Annotated in this window: 19 protein-coding genes and 2 pseudogenes; 15 read left to right on the top strand and 6 right to left on the bottom strand. The window is 51.1% G+C overall.

Annotated features, from left to right (window positions below; translation table 11 throughout):
* Together ACU8YC_RS24195 and ACU8YC_RS24190 are read left to right on the top strand one after the other, a co-directional pair.
* Positions 1-116: pseudogene (locus tag ACU8YC_RS24195) on the top strand (AAA family ATPase); the annotation flags it as partial.
* Positions 117-187: 71 nt separating this feature from the next.
* Positions 188-367 (top strand): annotated as a pseudogene (locus tag ACU8YC_RS24190) (ISL3 family transposase); the annotation flags it as partial.
* On the opposite strand, the gene ACU8YC_RS24185 reads toward ACU8YC_RS24190, so the two are convergent.
* The 6 genes from ACU8YC_RS24185 to ACU8YC_RS24160 all read right to left on the bottom strand — a co-directional run bounded on the left by ACU8YC_RS24185 (position 332) and on the right by ACU8YC_RS24160 (position 4,240).
* The gene (locus ACU8YC_RS24185) at positions 332-568 is read right to left on the bottom strand and encodes a hypothetical protein (RefSeq protein WP_446895857.1); all 237 of its coding nucleotides are present in this window, start codon (positions 566-568) and stop codon (positions 332-334) included. The pseudogene ACU8YC_RS24190 and the gene ACU8YC_RS24185 overlap by 36 nt on opposite strands.
* A gap of 708 nt (positions 569-1,276) precedes the next feature.
* Positions 1,277-2,044: an AraC family transcriptional regulator gene (locus ACU8YC_RS24180; protein WP_446895856.1), complete on the bottom strand. Its 768-nt coding sequence runs from the start codon at positions 2,042-2,044 to the stop codon at positions 1,277-1,279.
* Between the two features lie 317 nt (positions 2,045-2,361).
* Positions 2,362-2,796: a putative zinc ribbon protein gene (locus ACU8YC_RS24175; RefSeq protein ID WP_446895855.1), complete on the bottom strand. Its 435-nt coding sequence runs from the start codon at positions 2,794-2,796 to the stop codon at positions 2,362-2,364.
* A gap of 51 nt (positions 2,797-2,847) precedes the next feature.
* Complete coding sequence (locus ACU8YC_RS24170; protein WP_446895854.1) at positions 2,848-3,240, bottom strand: putative zinc ribbon protein; 393 nt, start codon at positions 3,238-3,240, stop codon at positions 2,848-2,850.
* Between the two features lie 117 nt (positions 3,241-3,357).
* Positions 3,358-3,564 carry a helix-turn-helix transcriptional regulator gene (locus ACU8YC_RS24165; RefSeq protein ID WP_446895853.1) on the bottom strand — a complete coding sequence of 69 codons (207 nt, stop codon included), beginning with the start codon at positions 3,562-3,564 and terminating at the stop codon, positions 3,358-3,360.
* 88 nt (positions 3,565-3,652) lie between these two features.
* The gene (locus tag ACU8YC_RS24160) at positions 3,653-4,240 is read right to left on the bottom strand and encodes a hypothetical protein (RefSeq protein WP_446895852.1); all 588 of its coding nucleotides are present in this window, start codon (positions 4,238-4,240) and stop codon (positions 3,653-3,655) included.
* Positions 4,241-5,744: 1,504 nt separating this feature from the next.
* Between ACU8YC_RS24160 and ACU8YC_RS24155 the strand changes: the two genes are divergently transcribed.
* From ACU8YC_RS24155 to ACU8YC_RS24095, 13 genes are all read left to right on the top strand, one after another.
* Positions 5,745-6,689, top strand: coding sequence for a ribbon-helix-helix domain-containing protein (locus tag ACU8YC_RS24155; protein ID WP_446895851.1), 945 nt, complete (start codon positions 5,745-5,747; stop codon positions 6,687-6,689).
* A gap of 114 nt (positions 6,690-6,803) precedes the next feature.
* Entirely contained in the window at positions 6,804-7,691 is an 888-nt protein-coding gene (locus ACU8YC_RS24150) for a GTPase family protein (protein WP_446895850.1), read from the top strand.
* A 251-nt stretch (positions 7,692-7,942) separates the two neighbouring features.
* Positions 7,943-8,308 (top strand): hypothetical protein, encoded by a 366-nt coding sequence (locus ACU8YC_RS24145; protein WP_446895849.1) that lies wholly within the window; start codon positions 7,943-7,945, stop codon positions 8,306-8,308.
* A 64-nt stretch (positions 8,309-8,372) separates the two neighbouring features.
* Positions 8,373-8,837: a hypothetical protein gene (locus ACU8YC_RS24140; RefSeq protein ID WP_446895848.1), complete on the top strand. Its 465-nt coding sequence runs from the start codon at positions 8,373-8,375 to the stop codon at positions 8,835-8,837.
* Positions 8,838-8,968: 131 nt separating this feature from the next.
* Positions 8,969-9,202: a DUF905 domain-containing protein gene (locus ACU8YC_RS24135; protein WP_446895847.1), complete on the top strand. Its 234-nt coding sequence runs from the start codon at positions 8,969-8,971 to the stop codon at positions 9,200-9,202.
* A 99-nt stretch (positions 9,203-9,301) separates the two neighbouring features.
* A complete protein-coding gene (locus tag ACU8YC_RS24130; RefSeq protein ID WP_446895846.1) occupies positions 9,302-10,126 on the top strand; it encodes a DUF932 domain-containing protein in 825 nt (274 codons plus the stop codon).
* Positions 10,127-10,159: 33 nt separating this feature from the next.
* Entirely contained in the window at positions 10,160-10,618 is a 459-nt protein-coding gene (locus tag ACU8YC_RS24125; protein WP_446895845.1) for an antirestriction protein, read from the top strand.
* Between the two features lie 52 nt (positions 10,619-10,670).
* Entirely contained in the window at positions 10,671-11,156 is a 486-nt protein-coding gene (gene radC, locus ACU8YC_RS24120; RefSeq protein WP_446895859.1) for a RadC family protein, read from the top strand.
* Positions 11,157-11,167: 11 nt separating this feature from the next.
* A complete protein-coding gene (locus ACU8YC_RS24115) occupies positions 11,168-11,389 on the top strand; it encodes a DUF987 domain-containing protein (protein WP_446895844.1) in 222 nt (73 codons plus the stop codon).
* 20 nt (positions 11,390-11,409) lie between these two features.
* The gene (locus tag ACU8YC_RS24110) at positions 11,410-11,769 is read left to right on the top strand and encodes a type IV toxin-antitoxin system YeeU family antitoxin (protein ID WP_446895843.1); all 360 of its coding nucleotides are present in this window, start codon (positions 11,410-11,412) and stop codon (positions 11,767-11,769) included.
* A gap of 44 nt (positions 11,770-11,813) precedes the next feature.
* A complete protein-coding gene (locus ACU8YC_RS24105; protein WP_446895842.1) occupies positions 11,814-12,188 on the top strand; it encodes a TA system toxin CbtA family protein in 375 nt (124 codons plus the stop codon).
* Positions 12,188-12,679 carry a DUF5983 family protein gene (locus ACU8YC_RS24100; RefSeq protein ID WP_446895841.1) on the top strand — a complete coding sequence of 164 codons (492 nt, stop codon included), beginning with the start codon at positions 12,188-12,190 and terminating at the stop codon, positions 12,677-12,679. Before ACU8YC_RS24105 ends, ACU8YC_RS24100 begins: the two co-directional genes overlap by 1 nt.
* Positions 12,680-12,694: 15 nt before the next feature.
* Positions 12,695-12,870, top strand: a 176-nt coding sequence (locus ACU8YC_RS24095) for a hypothetical protein (RefSeq protein ID WP_446895858.1), incomplete at its 3' end; no start/stop codon positions are given.

The raw sequence follows: 12,870 nt of genomic DNA, 5'->3' as shown, positions 1-12,870 counted from the left end.
TGAATATCAAAGGAGAAAGTTACCGGTTAAAGGAGAAACGCAAAGCTGGAGTGCTGGCCAAAAACGCAACGCCAATCAGTGACGATGAAATGGCGGAAAGCGGACAGCATCATTAAAGAAAGCATCTAGTGGGCATGAAAATGGCAAATAACGGTCACAGATCGTGGCGTTGACAGATCCCCTGCTTCGGCGCCTGGCGCCCGGGATGAAAGCAGATGCAGCTGCTATATGGGAAGCGATTACCAGCCGATGGAGTAACGGTGTAATCGAAGGGCATGTAAATCGCCTGAAGATGCTGAAATGTCAGATGTATGGTCGGGCCGGGTTCGAGCTATTGAGGCGACGGGTAATGAGTCCTCTGGCATGAAAATCTCCACCCAATTGCGGAAGACCCACTTTCGCACCGTTGGTAACATTTGCGACCATATACGCTCTGATTCGCCTGCCCAGTCAGAATGAGCAGGCCATCATGGCGTTGACGAAGAACGCTGGCTGTTTCATCGGCAGAACCGTCATCGACAATAATACGTTCAACCGCCATGCGGGTTTCACTGAGGATTTTATTCACCAGACTACCAACAGTTTCAGCGCCGCTGTATGCCGGAATAATGATGCTGATGTCGATTAATTCTTCATCCCGGATAATTATTTCCCTTCGTTGTCATCGCTGAAACGTCTGGTCGGGTTAATCCGTCTTTCCCTGATTTCCTCATCGATATCGAATAAGCACTCGTCACAGTACTGTTTATCGAATGAGAGCCACCGCTCCAGGATGCTTCTTTTTTTGTTGCACCGTGCACATCTCTTCATCCTTCCAGCGCCTTCGTGACTCCCTGATTTGGGTTATATGGAAAATGGACACAGCAAGCCCCAGCTGGATAACCGGCCGTAATCAAAGACTTTTTTGTAAAACAATATAAGACAAGGATAACCAGGCCTGGCACAGGAAAGATAATCGTTTTGATAGATCAGTTTCCCGATATTGATCGTTCGCGCCGATCAATAAGAGATATGCTACGTGCCTGGCATGTTCCGTAAATCCATAAAACAGAAATGTTCTGTCAGGTGCCGGGAAGCACAAAAAACGACTGAGGTTTACAGGCAGTGGCAGCATCTTCACACATGACGGGTAAACGTTAACCCCGGGTACAGAGTGCCCGGTAAGGTATGAAACCCGGTCAGGCAAAAGACGAAGGGGCTCACAGCGCCAGGCCTGTGATACAACCTGCGTTCAGCTTTACGCAAGAGAGGTGGTGCTGTTGCAGGCTGGGAATGGCTAACTTGCCTGGCTGTATTGTTGCTGGTTCTGTGTTACATAATGCAGAGGCGTCATACCATAAAACGTCTTAAATACCGAAATGAAGTATGAGGTGCTGTGATATCCACACAATTGTGAAACCTGCGAAATATTTTTATTCGTCATTAACAACTGTTTAGCGGCATAGTGCATCCGGCACTCCGTCATTATCTGGCTATAACTTGTATTTTCATTTTTCAGTTTCTTTTTTAAAAGACTTGGGCTGAAGCAAAGTGAACTCGCGACGGCATTCAGATTCAGTGGCTTATGGATATTACTGCGAATTATCTGATAAACACTGTCTTTCACACTATTTCGTAGCATCAGCATTAACAGCCCGATAAAACCGGGAAAATCAAGAAAGTTAGACAGCACAGTAAATAATAAAGAACGGGTTCGTTCGATTTCACAATATTCCGTGGTATCTGAGACACTGTGTAGTGCCGCCTGACGGAATACGTCAGGTGTGCGGCAATAACATGACATTACCGGTAAAGCCATTCTGGAAAATGGTGTGATATTCGTTAAATCTCTGTTCAGAAACTGCAGGTAATCATTCAGAACATCGCGGCTGACATGGGCAACCAGCGTGCTGTTTAAGTCTGATATCTCAATGATGTTATTATTACAGGCCAGAACACTCAAATGATGTGCAGGTATAATAAACGAGGGATTATTATTTATTTTGCATTCAAGATCAGATTCCGTCAGGAACACAACGCAAGGGGCACTGCTACAAAGCAACATACTCGCACTCCATGAATACGAAAAAGAAGACCCACAATAAAACAGGGTTAAAAAACATAATAATAACAAAAGGCAATGATTAGCTTTTTTATTATTACATTACGGTCTGTTTCTATCAATGAAAGTGGGGGAAGTTGCTCTGTAAATATTTAATTACAGCACAAATCAGACTGTCAGAATCCGACAGAGCAAATACCAGTTTGTGTAGATAAAGCGAATTCCCTGAACTCCCGGTCCGGCGGGTTCAGATGTTTAAACTCCGGATGCTGTCAGCGCCAGGGAGTCTGCCGCTCCCCGTCCCCGCGGGAACAAATACCTCATTTTGCAAACGCCACCGGTCTCGTCAGGGTATCCAGGTCTTTCATTTCCGTGCTGTAGATATGCTGCCCACACGCCGGGCAACACCGGTGACCATAATATTCACGCTGGCAGAGTACGCAGAAGTAATCCTTTTCTGAAGGTGCTGTGACGGACACATCATCACGTTCTATCAGTGCATTCACGGCCTGGTCAAAAGCGGATACCGGTTTATCCCGGGACATAATCCGATATGCACAATGCGTTAATCGGCGTTCGTCAGCGTCTTCCTGGTCATGCTCGAAATAACCGCCGCTGTCATGCGTCCAGTGCAGACGCAGGGGATTGTTGCAGGAACGGCAGAACCAGAGACCCCGTGAACGCGGAGTCAGGTCCCGGATGTGAGTGACTTCGCCCTGGCAGTCAAGGGCGGTACGAATGGTGCGAAATTGCATGGTGTAAATCCTGTCATGATGTCCCGATAGTCAGTGGCTGATAGCGCAGGCTCATTCTGCGCAACGTTCATGACTGTGGTTACCAGTCTGGCAACTCAGGCAGTAGCGTTCGCCGTGATAATCGCTGTCGCAGCCAGAACAGTGCCATTCGGCCTTCCGCACCACTGGGAGTACATCTGGTACATAACGACGCAGTAAACGTATCCGCTGCGCCTCCTTCGGCTCAGGGCGTACGTACGGGCAGTGGTGACGTCCGTTCTCTGTCAGGTCTTCCCATGTGTGTTCAAACCACGGACGGTTAGTCCCCCATTCAGGGTGGAATACCAGAGCGCTGCCGCAGAGGTGGCAGGAGTAGCGGTCGTAAGGGTGAAGCTGTGCAGTGACCGCGCCCGTGAGGCGCTGATTGCCGTCAAGCGCGATAAATGATTTGGCATAAATCGTCATAGTATTGGTCCTTTGCCATACGACGCGCAGGCGTAAACCGTCCCGGGTAGGGCAGCAGAGCAGGTCATACGACTGGTGGCGTTAAATCTGGTGGGAGATGTGACTGCGTTCGACAGATTACTGACGGGACTGTGCTATGCGTTGCTGTAGCCAGGCTTCCACTTCGCTTTCAAGCCAGCGGGAGCTGCGTCCGAGTTTGATGGGCTTCGGGAACTCCCCAAGCTGAATCAGTTTGTAGAACCATTTGTCGGTTAAGCCGGTAAGTTGCGTAATGAAGGCCATATCGACAAATTTGTCAGTAAGAAGACTGGCGGGTGTGGTCATCGTTTTTTCTCCGTTGGTGGTAAGGGAGAAGAAGTCAGGGATTCGAATGGTGCAGACTTCTTCAAACGATGACGCACTGGCGTAATTTTTAACTGGCTTTCCGCCGTCTGCCCGCTGCCGGTGGGGCAGGGATATCACTCAACTGGCAGATAACACCCAGAGTCTTCTGCTCCTGCTTGCTGAGATAGCTCAGGATGTACTGCATGTTCTTACGGCTCTTAATATCGTCATAGGCCGTCACCCATTCTCCCCGCACGCGATAATGCTCCTTAGGTTCACACCGGTATGCATGCCCCTCACCCCATGTCACATCCTTCCAGATATCCCTGAGGGCTTCAAAGACAGTCCACGCAAGGCGATGCTTCTGACCGTTGAGGTAAAACGCAGCGTGAATGTGGTAACGATGTTGTCCGGTATGCTCCAGTACCCATGCATAACCCACCAGTCCGTTGATATCCCCACAGCGTTGCAGCATCATCGTGATATCGGCCACCGTGGAGTAAATATCGCCCTCCCCATGCGAATCACTGTCCCGGAGGTACGAGAAGTCCACCCGCAGCATCAGCAGTTTCGAATAACGTTTGAATAACTGGTCCTGATGTCGTCGTAGCTTTCGGTTCAGGGCTGCGTGCTGAACATAGCTGAGATTGATATCGGTCGTGTCGTGGTAAGCCATGTCTGATTCTCCATGTGAGTGTAAACGTCATGGGAATGGACATGGGCGTCAGTATTGAAACGATGGGGGTACTGGTGTAAGTGGAACAGGCCAGACACTTATCCCGGGTACCGGGCTGGTGGGATTATGTCCCTGGCGAGAGGAATATTATTACGAGTGGGGTAATACGCTGAACGGGATGTAGAGATGATCACTTACCCTGGGGAACTGGCTCGATAAGAAGGGGTAAAAGTTACGCCTGTCGCTTAACGTAATACGCAGGGTCGGGAGAAGGTGCACGGGTTCAGTGAGCGCCGGAAAAATGGACAATGCCGATCCAGAGCTGGAATTTGACATTGTCCCAGTTGGCGATTTATTTTGAAGGCCGCCTCGATAAAGTGATTACGTTGTAATAATTTTTTAACGTGACACAGAATACTGAACACTCTCCCCTTCTCTATAAAATATCATTTTATTCCTTAATTAAATAATCTCACGCACACTAACACTGCCACTACAGCCAACAGCAGGACATTCTCAACGAGAAAGGAATACGATTATTACAGCACTCATGACAATATCAAAACAAGTCCGTCAGCATGATTTATCTCAGTTCCGGACGAATAATAAGATTAAATGCAATCAGGCTGAACTACACTCTGCGGGATTAATATCCCGTTGAAGGGCACCCCTGGCGATTACAGGTGTACGTCTTTATAAAATAACACTAATAACCTGAATGATTTTTTCGAAAGAGTTTATTCGGCATCAATACATGAGTTTTAAACCATGTTAACTTCCTGCTGGTTCATCACATTAAAAACCCACCCATACCTTATTTTAATGACCATATACCCCCGTCAATAACCAGCCAGATAATACCGGGCACATCTTTTCGTTCTGGTAACATGAGGATGCCAGTGGCGGAATCTGCAGGCGTTATGTTTCTTCTCATTACAGGAAGAAATCAGGGTATACTAAAATAACTGTACGCATTACCATGCCCCCTGAAAAATAATGAACATATTTCTGTGACGACATGTTTTGAGTATAAAAAATAACGCTATCCTCAAATAGAATGAAGGCGTTTAACAGGCGACGTCACGCCTTCCCCCATTCACAAACCGAATACCCTGTACCTCCATGACAGGTTTAAAGAGACCAGAACTGATAATGCCCTGTGGTCCTGAATATACCTGCATAACGGGTTTCTTCTGGCGTGAGCAACCAATAATACGATAACCCGGCTGACACAAGGCCACCGCGAGGTTGCATGTTTCCTGCGGGTTATCTCACGGACACCTTCGCAAGATTAAACCAGCCCTCCTCCCGGTCCGGACAGCAGGTTCAGGCATATGTATCACTTTATTTGACAAACAGTTCAAAGCACAGTCATCTACATGATATTAAATAATATTTTTCCATTTTTATCACAAAGAATCATCACTTAATACATTGATATTACTCAATGAATGGCACAGGACTCCTGATAAAATCAGGTTATTGAAATTTCAGGGGGGTAAAAATGGACACTATCAGCCTGCCAAAACTGCATGCCCGCAGTATCCGGGAAGCCCTCTTTTACCTGCACGATCATCGTGAACAGGTGGCTGTCAGCGGATGCAACCTGACGGAGCTCAATGAAAAAATCCACCACTTCTTCTATGAGACCGTGCTCCATGAAGAAGGGACTGATGCCCTGAAGGGCACAGACCACGAGCTTCAGCCAGAGCATGTACCTTATCTTCTGATGGTCAGACGGGATGACTGGGCAAGAGCCGCTATCGACAATAAATATTTCGCCTGGATCGCTGAAGATGAACTGGCGGGCATGTTTGTCTGGTTCCATTTTCTGGAATTACTGCACAATGGCGGTTACCTGAATATTACGGGTAATGAAAATGACAAACTGGATCTGAATGACTGGACCAGAGCAGATGATTTAAATATTGTACACCCGGACACGCCGGAAGAAAGGTTACTCGCCATCCAGAACATTTTTGATACGTCACCCTCTCCCTGTAAAACAAAAATAAAAATCATCGCTGAATTAAACCAGGAATGGGCATACGCCAGCCCTAAACTCAGAAAACGTTTTCGATTTCTGTTCAAAGACAAAGTCATTATTCCGGAAGCCATTCAGACCGTGATGACGTGTGCAATCGATGAAGGACTTCCTTCATACGGTCTGAACTGTAACAACCCTCATTCACGCCGGCTGGCCATTCCCTGCATGTATCATTTTTGTGAGCACCGTGACCGGGCAGTACTCAAAAAACTGAGTCGGACTTATTCGGTAAAAAAATATCAGGAAAAGAATAAAGAAAAACAGCTGGTCACGCTGTTGCTGGACCCGGAAGTCAAAGATATGCTGGATGAAATCGCAGAAATAAGGGGTATCAGCCTGCATAAGCTCATTACGCACTGGACCCGCCGGCACTACGGCACGCTCAGAAAGCCCGTACAGTAACGAATATATCCACTTTAAAAAAATTACAGCTATATATCACCTTACTGAATTCCCTCCCGCTTATTTCCAACAGGCCATCCTCACCGGATGGCCTTTTTTCATTCAGAGGCCAGCATGAAACATCTCTCGGGCTACGCCCTTATCCGCCGTCACCTGCGGCGCTATCCACGCTCACTACGACAACATTTGCTGAAAGAGCTCAATCAACTCGTCACGTACGAACCCGTGATTGGCATTATGGGCAAAACTGGCGCAGGGAAGTCCTCGCTGTGTAACGCCCTGTTCCGAAGCCCAGTCTGCGCCGTGAATGCAGTGGAAGCCTGCACCCGTCAGCCGCAGCGAGTACGGCTACGTTTCGGTACTCACTTCCTGACGCTGGTGGATTTACCTGGCGTGGGTGAAAGTGTTACCCGCGATGGCGAATACCGCGAGCTGTACCGGGAACTGATGCCACAGCTGGATATGGTGCTGTGGGTGCTTAAGGCTGATGACCGGGCATATTCCGTGGAGGAACAGTTTTACCAGAAGGTGTTTACACAGTACAGCGGCACACTGCCACCGGTGTTGTGGGTTCTTAACCAGGTGGACAAAACCGAACCCGCCGAACAGTGGAACTGGTCGTCGGCGCAGCCATCGGCATTACAGACTGAACGCATCACACAGAAGCAACTGGCCGTGGCCCGTCAGTTAGGTATCGCCGAAGCCGATATTCTGCCGGTCTCTGTCCGGGGCCGTTATCGCCTGTCCCGTCTGGTGGAGGCGATGATTAACCGGCTCCCAAAGCAGGCCCGCAGCCCGCTGATACCGCATCTGCAGAGGGGATATTGCACCAATACCGTTATCAGCACCGCCAGCAGCAGCTTTGGCGATGCCGTGGTGGAGGTGATTGATAAGGTCATTGACCTGGCCCCGCTGCCACAAGTGGCCCGGTCGGCATTACAGGCTGTTACACATACTGTCGCCCGAGCAGCCCGGACCGTCTGGTCCTTCTTTTTCGGATAATCCGTCCGGTCCTGCCATACCGGTAAACCTGATGGTACATATCGATAAGCGATACTGCTTCCTCACGATCAACTCCGTCGATCGACCCGATCGGTTTTATTCATTATCCCTGTTAAATGTCAGGTTATAGAATCTTTCAGAGGATCATGCCTTGCGTTATTTATTCATTAATAATCAATACGATATATCGCAACAATCATCACATCTTAAGGACGTCCCATGAAAACGTTTTATCCCACTGCTGCAGCCTGGTGCTGCTGTCCGCCCTCTCTTCACATGCCGGTGCGGCTGAAAATGATGCGATTAAGGTCGATGTTCAGAAGAGTGGCTTTGAACTGCTTGTCACAGTGACCGCTAAAACGGACACCGTTCAGATTAAGAACATTGACGTCAACCGGGGCCGGTGCCTGTTACTGGCCAGGGGGAGCGTCACGTATCAGGGCATTACCGTTAACGGGTGGATACCTGCGAAAAAGGGATTCACCCCGGTGACGATGCAGTTTGCCGATGGCCTGACCTGGCATTTTGGCAATCCACTTCAGCAGAAGGGCATTAACTGCAGCTTCGTGGAAGCCCGCGTATTTACCGACAGGGGCACCTTCACCGTCAGCGAGTAATCCCCCTGCCGTATCAGACCTTAACCCTTCTGTATTTCTTCCTGTTTATTAGAAGGAAATTATCATGTCATTCAGCCCCATTGTGCCTCTTACCCTCGCGCTCTGTTTCTCCGGCCAGGTGCTGGCGTTCGGTAACCCCGATGCCTGGACCCGTGGTTATGCACAGGGTACTGCTGAGTACGCTATCCTGGGCAAGGGGCAGTCTCAGCTGTACCTCGCCTGCGACAGCGCCGGCTATCAGGCTGCCACCATTATCTTCACCGACGTTAACGGCCATCAGGTCAGTATGGACAGTGGCCAGAGCCTGACCCTGAAAATCGATAACGCCGAAGAAGCCGATATCAGCGAGAGTGAATCCCATGTGGGCTCAGGCAACCTGATGTGGGCGTGGAACAAACTGCGTACCGGCAAACGCGTGGTCGTCACCGGCAGCGGAGCCAGACCTGCCATCTTCACGCTGAATGGCGCTGCCGCTGTTATCCCTGAATTCGGCGCTAACGGCTGCGTGGCGAAGTTTGATATTCAGTAATACCTTCAGCACCCGCCACGATAACAACACCTCCGCCGCAATACCTTCCTGGCTTTTTAGCCAGCCCCGTCCAGCGCCCTGCTCATTGAGCGGGGCGTTTATTTTTGTGCCGGATATAAGAGGAGCTCACCGTGCAAGACACTGACGACAGGCCATTACCACCCGGTCCGTTCACCCGCCGACAGGCTGAAGCCGTAGTGGCGCGTCACCGCAATATCACCATAGAAGACGATCAGGGTACGCATTTTCGGCTGGTCATTCGCGACAGTGATAATCAGTTAGTCTGGCGAGCGTGGAATTTTGAAGCAAATGCCGGGGAATGGCTTAACCGCTATATGCTCAGCCACGGTATCCCCCGGGACTGACTCACCACGTCCCTCAGCCGAATACCCGCCACACTACCAACAGGCCATGTTCCCTTCGGGGCGCATGGCCTTTTTGTTTTAACTACAGAGGTGCTCACTATGCGCTTAGCCAGCCGCTTCGGGCGGATAAACCAGATACGCCGCGACCGTCCCTTAACCCGTGAAGAACTCATGCAACATGTCCCCAGCGTCTTCGGAGAGGACAAACATGCTTCCAGGAGTGAAAAGTACACGTTTATTCCCACCATCACCCTGCTGGAGAACCTGCAACGCGAAGGGTTCCAGCCGTTCTTTGCCTGCCAGTCGCGCGTTCGCGATCCAGGCCGTCGGGAGCATACAAAGCACATGCTCCGCCTACGTCGCACCGGTCAGATAAACAGTCAGCAGGTGCCGGAAATCATCATCCTGAATTCGCACGGTGGTGAGTCCAGTTTTCAGTTATTACCAGGAATTTTTCGCAGCGTATGCACGAATTCGCTCATCTGCGGGCAGTCATTTGGCGAAATCAGAGTTCCGCACCGGGGTAACGTGGTGGAGCGAGTTATTGAAGGTGCTTATGAAGTACTCGGGGTTTTTGACCGGGTGGAAGCGAAACGCGACGCCATGCAGTCCCTGCTTCTCCCGCCTCCGGCGCAGCAGGCACTGGCAAACGCTGCGCTGACATACCGTTTCGGAGAAGAACATCATCCGGTGACCGCCTCTCAGATACTGACGCCACGCCGCCATGAAGACCGTCAGGACGACCTGTGGACCACGTACCAGAGACTGCAGGAAAACCTGCTGAAGGGCGGTCTGCCCGGACGCACCGCGAAGGGCAAATGCAGCCACACCCGCGCCGTGAACGGTATTGACGGGGATGTAAAACTCAACCGGGCGTTATGGGTGATGGCTGAAAACATGCTGGCCTGTTTTAACAGCAAATAACCCCTCATCTTTTCACCACAAGGAAAAACAGCAATGACTGAACAAAATGCACACTTTTCTGAAACCACAGAACAGCCGACCATTACCGTCTCACGCCTTCCGGATGAACGGCGGATTGCCTTCTGGCCGCAGTACTTCGGTACGGTCCCGCAGTGGATTCTGCTGGAGCCCCGCATCTTTGGCTGGATGGACCGCCTGTGTGAAGACTACGGCGGTGGCATCTGGCAGTTTTACACGCTGAGCAACGGCGGTGTCTTTATGGCCCCGGAGACAGAAGGTAGCAGCAGCGAGAAATGGCACCTGTATAACAGCATGAACGGCAATGGTGCGGACATGAGCGCTGAGGCAGCAGGAATAGCGGTCTGCCTGCTGGAATACAGCCACCATGCCTGCCGTACTGAATGCGATGCGATGACCGCACACTATTACCGCCTACGGGATTACGCGCTCACGCACCCTGAATGCCAGGCCATTATGCGCATCATTGATTAGGGGAATAATCATGACGAATCCGCCCCCCTTACCCACAACATCGCAGCCTGATATGTTCCCGTCACTGGCCTCCCCACACCAGGAAGCCGGCCTGTCCCCGTATGCCCGAAGCACCCTCCGACGGGCGCTGAATATTCTGGAACGCCAGCTGCGTGAACCCGGAGCAGCCTTCACCTCCGCCAGCGCCACCCGGGACTGGCTGCGCCTTCAGCTTGCAAAGGAAGAACGGGAAGTGTTTATGGTGCTGTTCCTTGACAACCAGAACCGCCTCATTACCCACGGGATACTGTTCACCGGTACTGTCAGCCATACCGAAGTCCATCCCCGGGAAGTGGTCAAAGCGGCCCTGAAACATAACGCGGCCGCCATCATCGTTGCTCACAACCATCCGTCAGGTCTGGCGGAGCCCAGCCAGGCCGATCGTCAGATAACAGAACGACTTAAGCAGGCTATGGCACTTATTGAGGTCCGACTACTGGATCATCTGGTGGTGGGTGGCATGGAGATTACCTCCTTTGCTGAACGCGGCTGGTTGTGAGGAATAAGCATATGAAAATCATCCCCAAACGTCAGGCGATGGCAATATACCGCAGGCATCCACAGTCCCGGCTGTTTCGTTTCTGCACCGGGAAATACACCTGGTCCGGCAGCATCTGCCACTATGCCGGGCGCGAAGTGCAGGATATCAGCGGCGTCCTGGCCGTGTTCGCTGAACGTCGCCAGGACCGCAACGGCCCGTATGTCGTCCTGCGCAGCGTAACCCTTAATTGACTTATTTAAGGAGCACCACATTGTCTAATCAGATACCACCCTCTATCCATAATGTCCCTGAACCCTGGTGGGGACTTAACCCCACCGTCATGCCGTGCTATGGCGCACGCCTGGTGCAGGAAGGCCACCGGCTGCATTACCTCGCTGACCGGGCCTGTATCGCCGGTACCTTCAGTGAGGCAGATTTACGTCACCTTGACCAGGCGTTTCCGGTACTGCTGAAGCAGATGGAGCTGATGCTGGTTTCCGGTGAGCTCAGTCCCCGCCATCAGCACTGCGTCACGTTATATGCCAAAGGGCTGACCTGTGACGCGGATACCCTCGGCTCGCACGGTTACGTGTACCTGGCGATTTATCCAACACCCACAGCCCTTCTGTAACCCCGTCCTTATTTCACTAACCCCTTAACAAAGAGAAAAACCTCATGCACACCATGTCTGCATCCTCCCGGCGGACGGCACTGGCACGCCCGTCTCCGGTGACCGTCTGGCAAACCCTGCTGACGTATCTGCTGGACCGTCATTATGGTCTTACACTCAACGACACTCCGTTTAGCAACGAAGATGTGATTCAGGAACACATTGACGCCGGTATCTCACTGTGCGATGCCATCAATTTTATTGTCGAAAAATACGACCTTGTGCGCACTGACCGCAGCGGTTTCAGCGCTGAAACCTCATCACCACTTATCAGCAGCATCGATATTCTGCGTGCCCGCAAGGCCTGTGGTCTGATGATACGCAGCGGCTACAAAGCCGTTACTGACATCACCCACGGCAAATACCGCGGGGTTAATTGATGAAACTGTCTCTGACCATAGAAGCCGATGCCGTCAATATACTGGCCCTCAACATGGGTCGGATAAGCGTGGATATCGACGGTATTGAACTGACTGAACTGGTCGATGCCGTGAACAAGAACGGTTGCATACTGAGGATTGCCGATGAACCCGGCATGTTCACTGTGGACTCCTCTTTACCACCCGCTGCCCGCCTGAACGGCATACAGTGCAGCACTGCCCATATCACCGAAGCCGACAACTCCCTGTTGTTCACTCTTTCACATCAGCATGAAGACTTTGGTGACAGCGAGTGGATTAGCTATACCGGCTCCGGCTATCTGATTTATCTGGATGCATGGCAGTACCCGGTGCTTCAGCTCAGGAAGCGCGGATTCTCAAAAGCCTGTCGCTGGTTAATCGTGACGCTGATACGTCGCTACGCTGTCAGAGTCATTCACCTTGATGCCTGCGGTGACCTGCTGCCCGGCTTTGCCACCTTTGACTGGTAACCACAGGGTACGCCCATGCCGGTAATAACCACCGAAAATGCTCTTAACATTCTGACTAACTGGCTGCAGGACAATATTGACTGCGACAGCGGGATCGTCTTCGACAACGACGAAGACAACACCGACTCCGCAAAGCTGCTGCCTCATATCACACAGGCATTACAGGACGCTCGCGTTCTCCGTCTGCTTCA

The organism is Citrobacter sp. VF227 (assembly GCF_052950715.1).
Note: the sequence above shows the minus strand (reverse complement) of the source record. Positions and strands in the feature narration are given on the sequence as shown.

Bases quoted from the DNA above. Each gene is read 5' to 3' on its own strand.
- ACU8YC_RS24180 (WP_446895856.1), bottom strand. From the start codon at position 2,044: ATGTTGCTTTGTAGCAGTGCCCCTTGCGTTGTGTTCCTGACGGAATCT.
- ACU8YC_RS24175 (WP_446895855.1), bottom strand. From the start codon at position 2,796: ATGCAATTTCGCACCATTCGTACCGCCCTTGACTGCCAGGGCGAAGTC.
- ACU8YC_RS24170 (WP_446895854.1), bottom strand. From the start codon at position 3,240: ATGACGATTTATGCCAAATCATTTATCGCGCTTGACGGCAATCAGCGC.
- ACU8YC_RS24165 (WP_446895853.1), bottom strand. From the start codon at position 3,564: ATGACCACACCCGCCAGTCTTCTTACTGACAAATTTGTCGATATGGCC.
- ACU8YC_RS24160 (WP_446895852.1), bottom strand. From the start codon at position 4,240: ATGGCTTACCACGACACGACCGATATCAATCTCAGCTATGTTCAGCAC.
- ACU8YC_RS24155 (WP_446895851.1), top strand. From the start codon at position 5,745: ATGGACACTATCAGCCTGCCAAAACTGCATGCCCGCAGTATCCGGGAA.
- ACU8YC_RS24150 (WP_446895850.1), top strand. From the start codon at position 6,804: ATGAAACATCTCTCGGGCTACGCCCTTATCCGCCGTCACCTGCGGCGC.
- ACU8YC_RS24140 (WP_446895848.1), top strand. From the start codon at position 8,373: ATGTCATTCAGCCCCATTGTGCCTCTTACCCTCGCGCTCTGTTTCTCC.
- ACU8YC_RS24130 (WP_446895846.1), top strand. From the start codon at position 9,302: ATGCGCTTAGCCAGCCGCTTCGGGCGGATAAACCAGATACGCCGCGAC.
- ACU8YC_RS24125 (WP_446895845.1), top strand. From the start codon at position 10,160: ATGACTGAACAAAATGCACACTTTTCTGAAACCACAGAACAGCCGACC.
- radC (WP_446895859.1), top strand. From the start codon at position 10,671: ATGTTCCCGTCACTGGCCTCCCCACACCAGGAAGCCGGCCTGTCCCCG.
- ACU8YC_RS24115 (WP_446895844.1), top strand. From the start codon at position 11,168: ATGAAAATCATCCCCAAACGTCAGGCGATGGCAATATACCGCAGGCAT.
- ACU8YC_RS24105 (WP_446895842.1), top strand. From the start codon at position 11,814: ATGCACACCATGTCTGCATCCTCCCGGCGGACGGCACTGGCACGCCCG.
- ACU8YC_RS24100 (WP_446895841.1), top strand. From the start codon at position 12,188: ATGAAACTGTCTCTGACCATAGAAGCCGATGCCGTCAATATACTGGCC.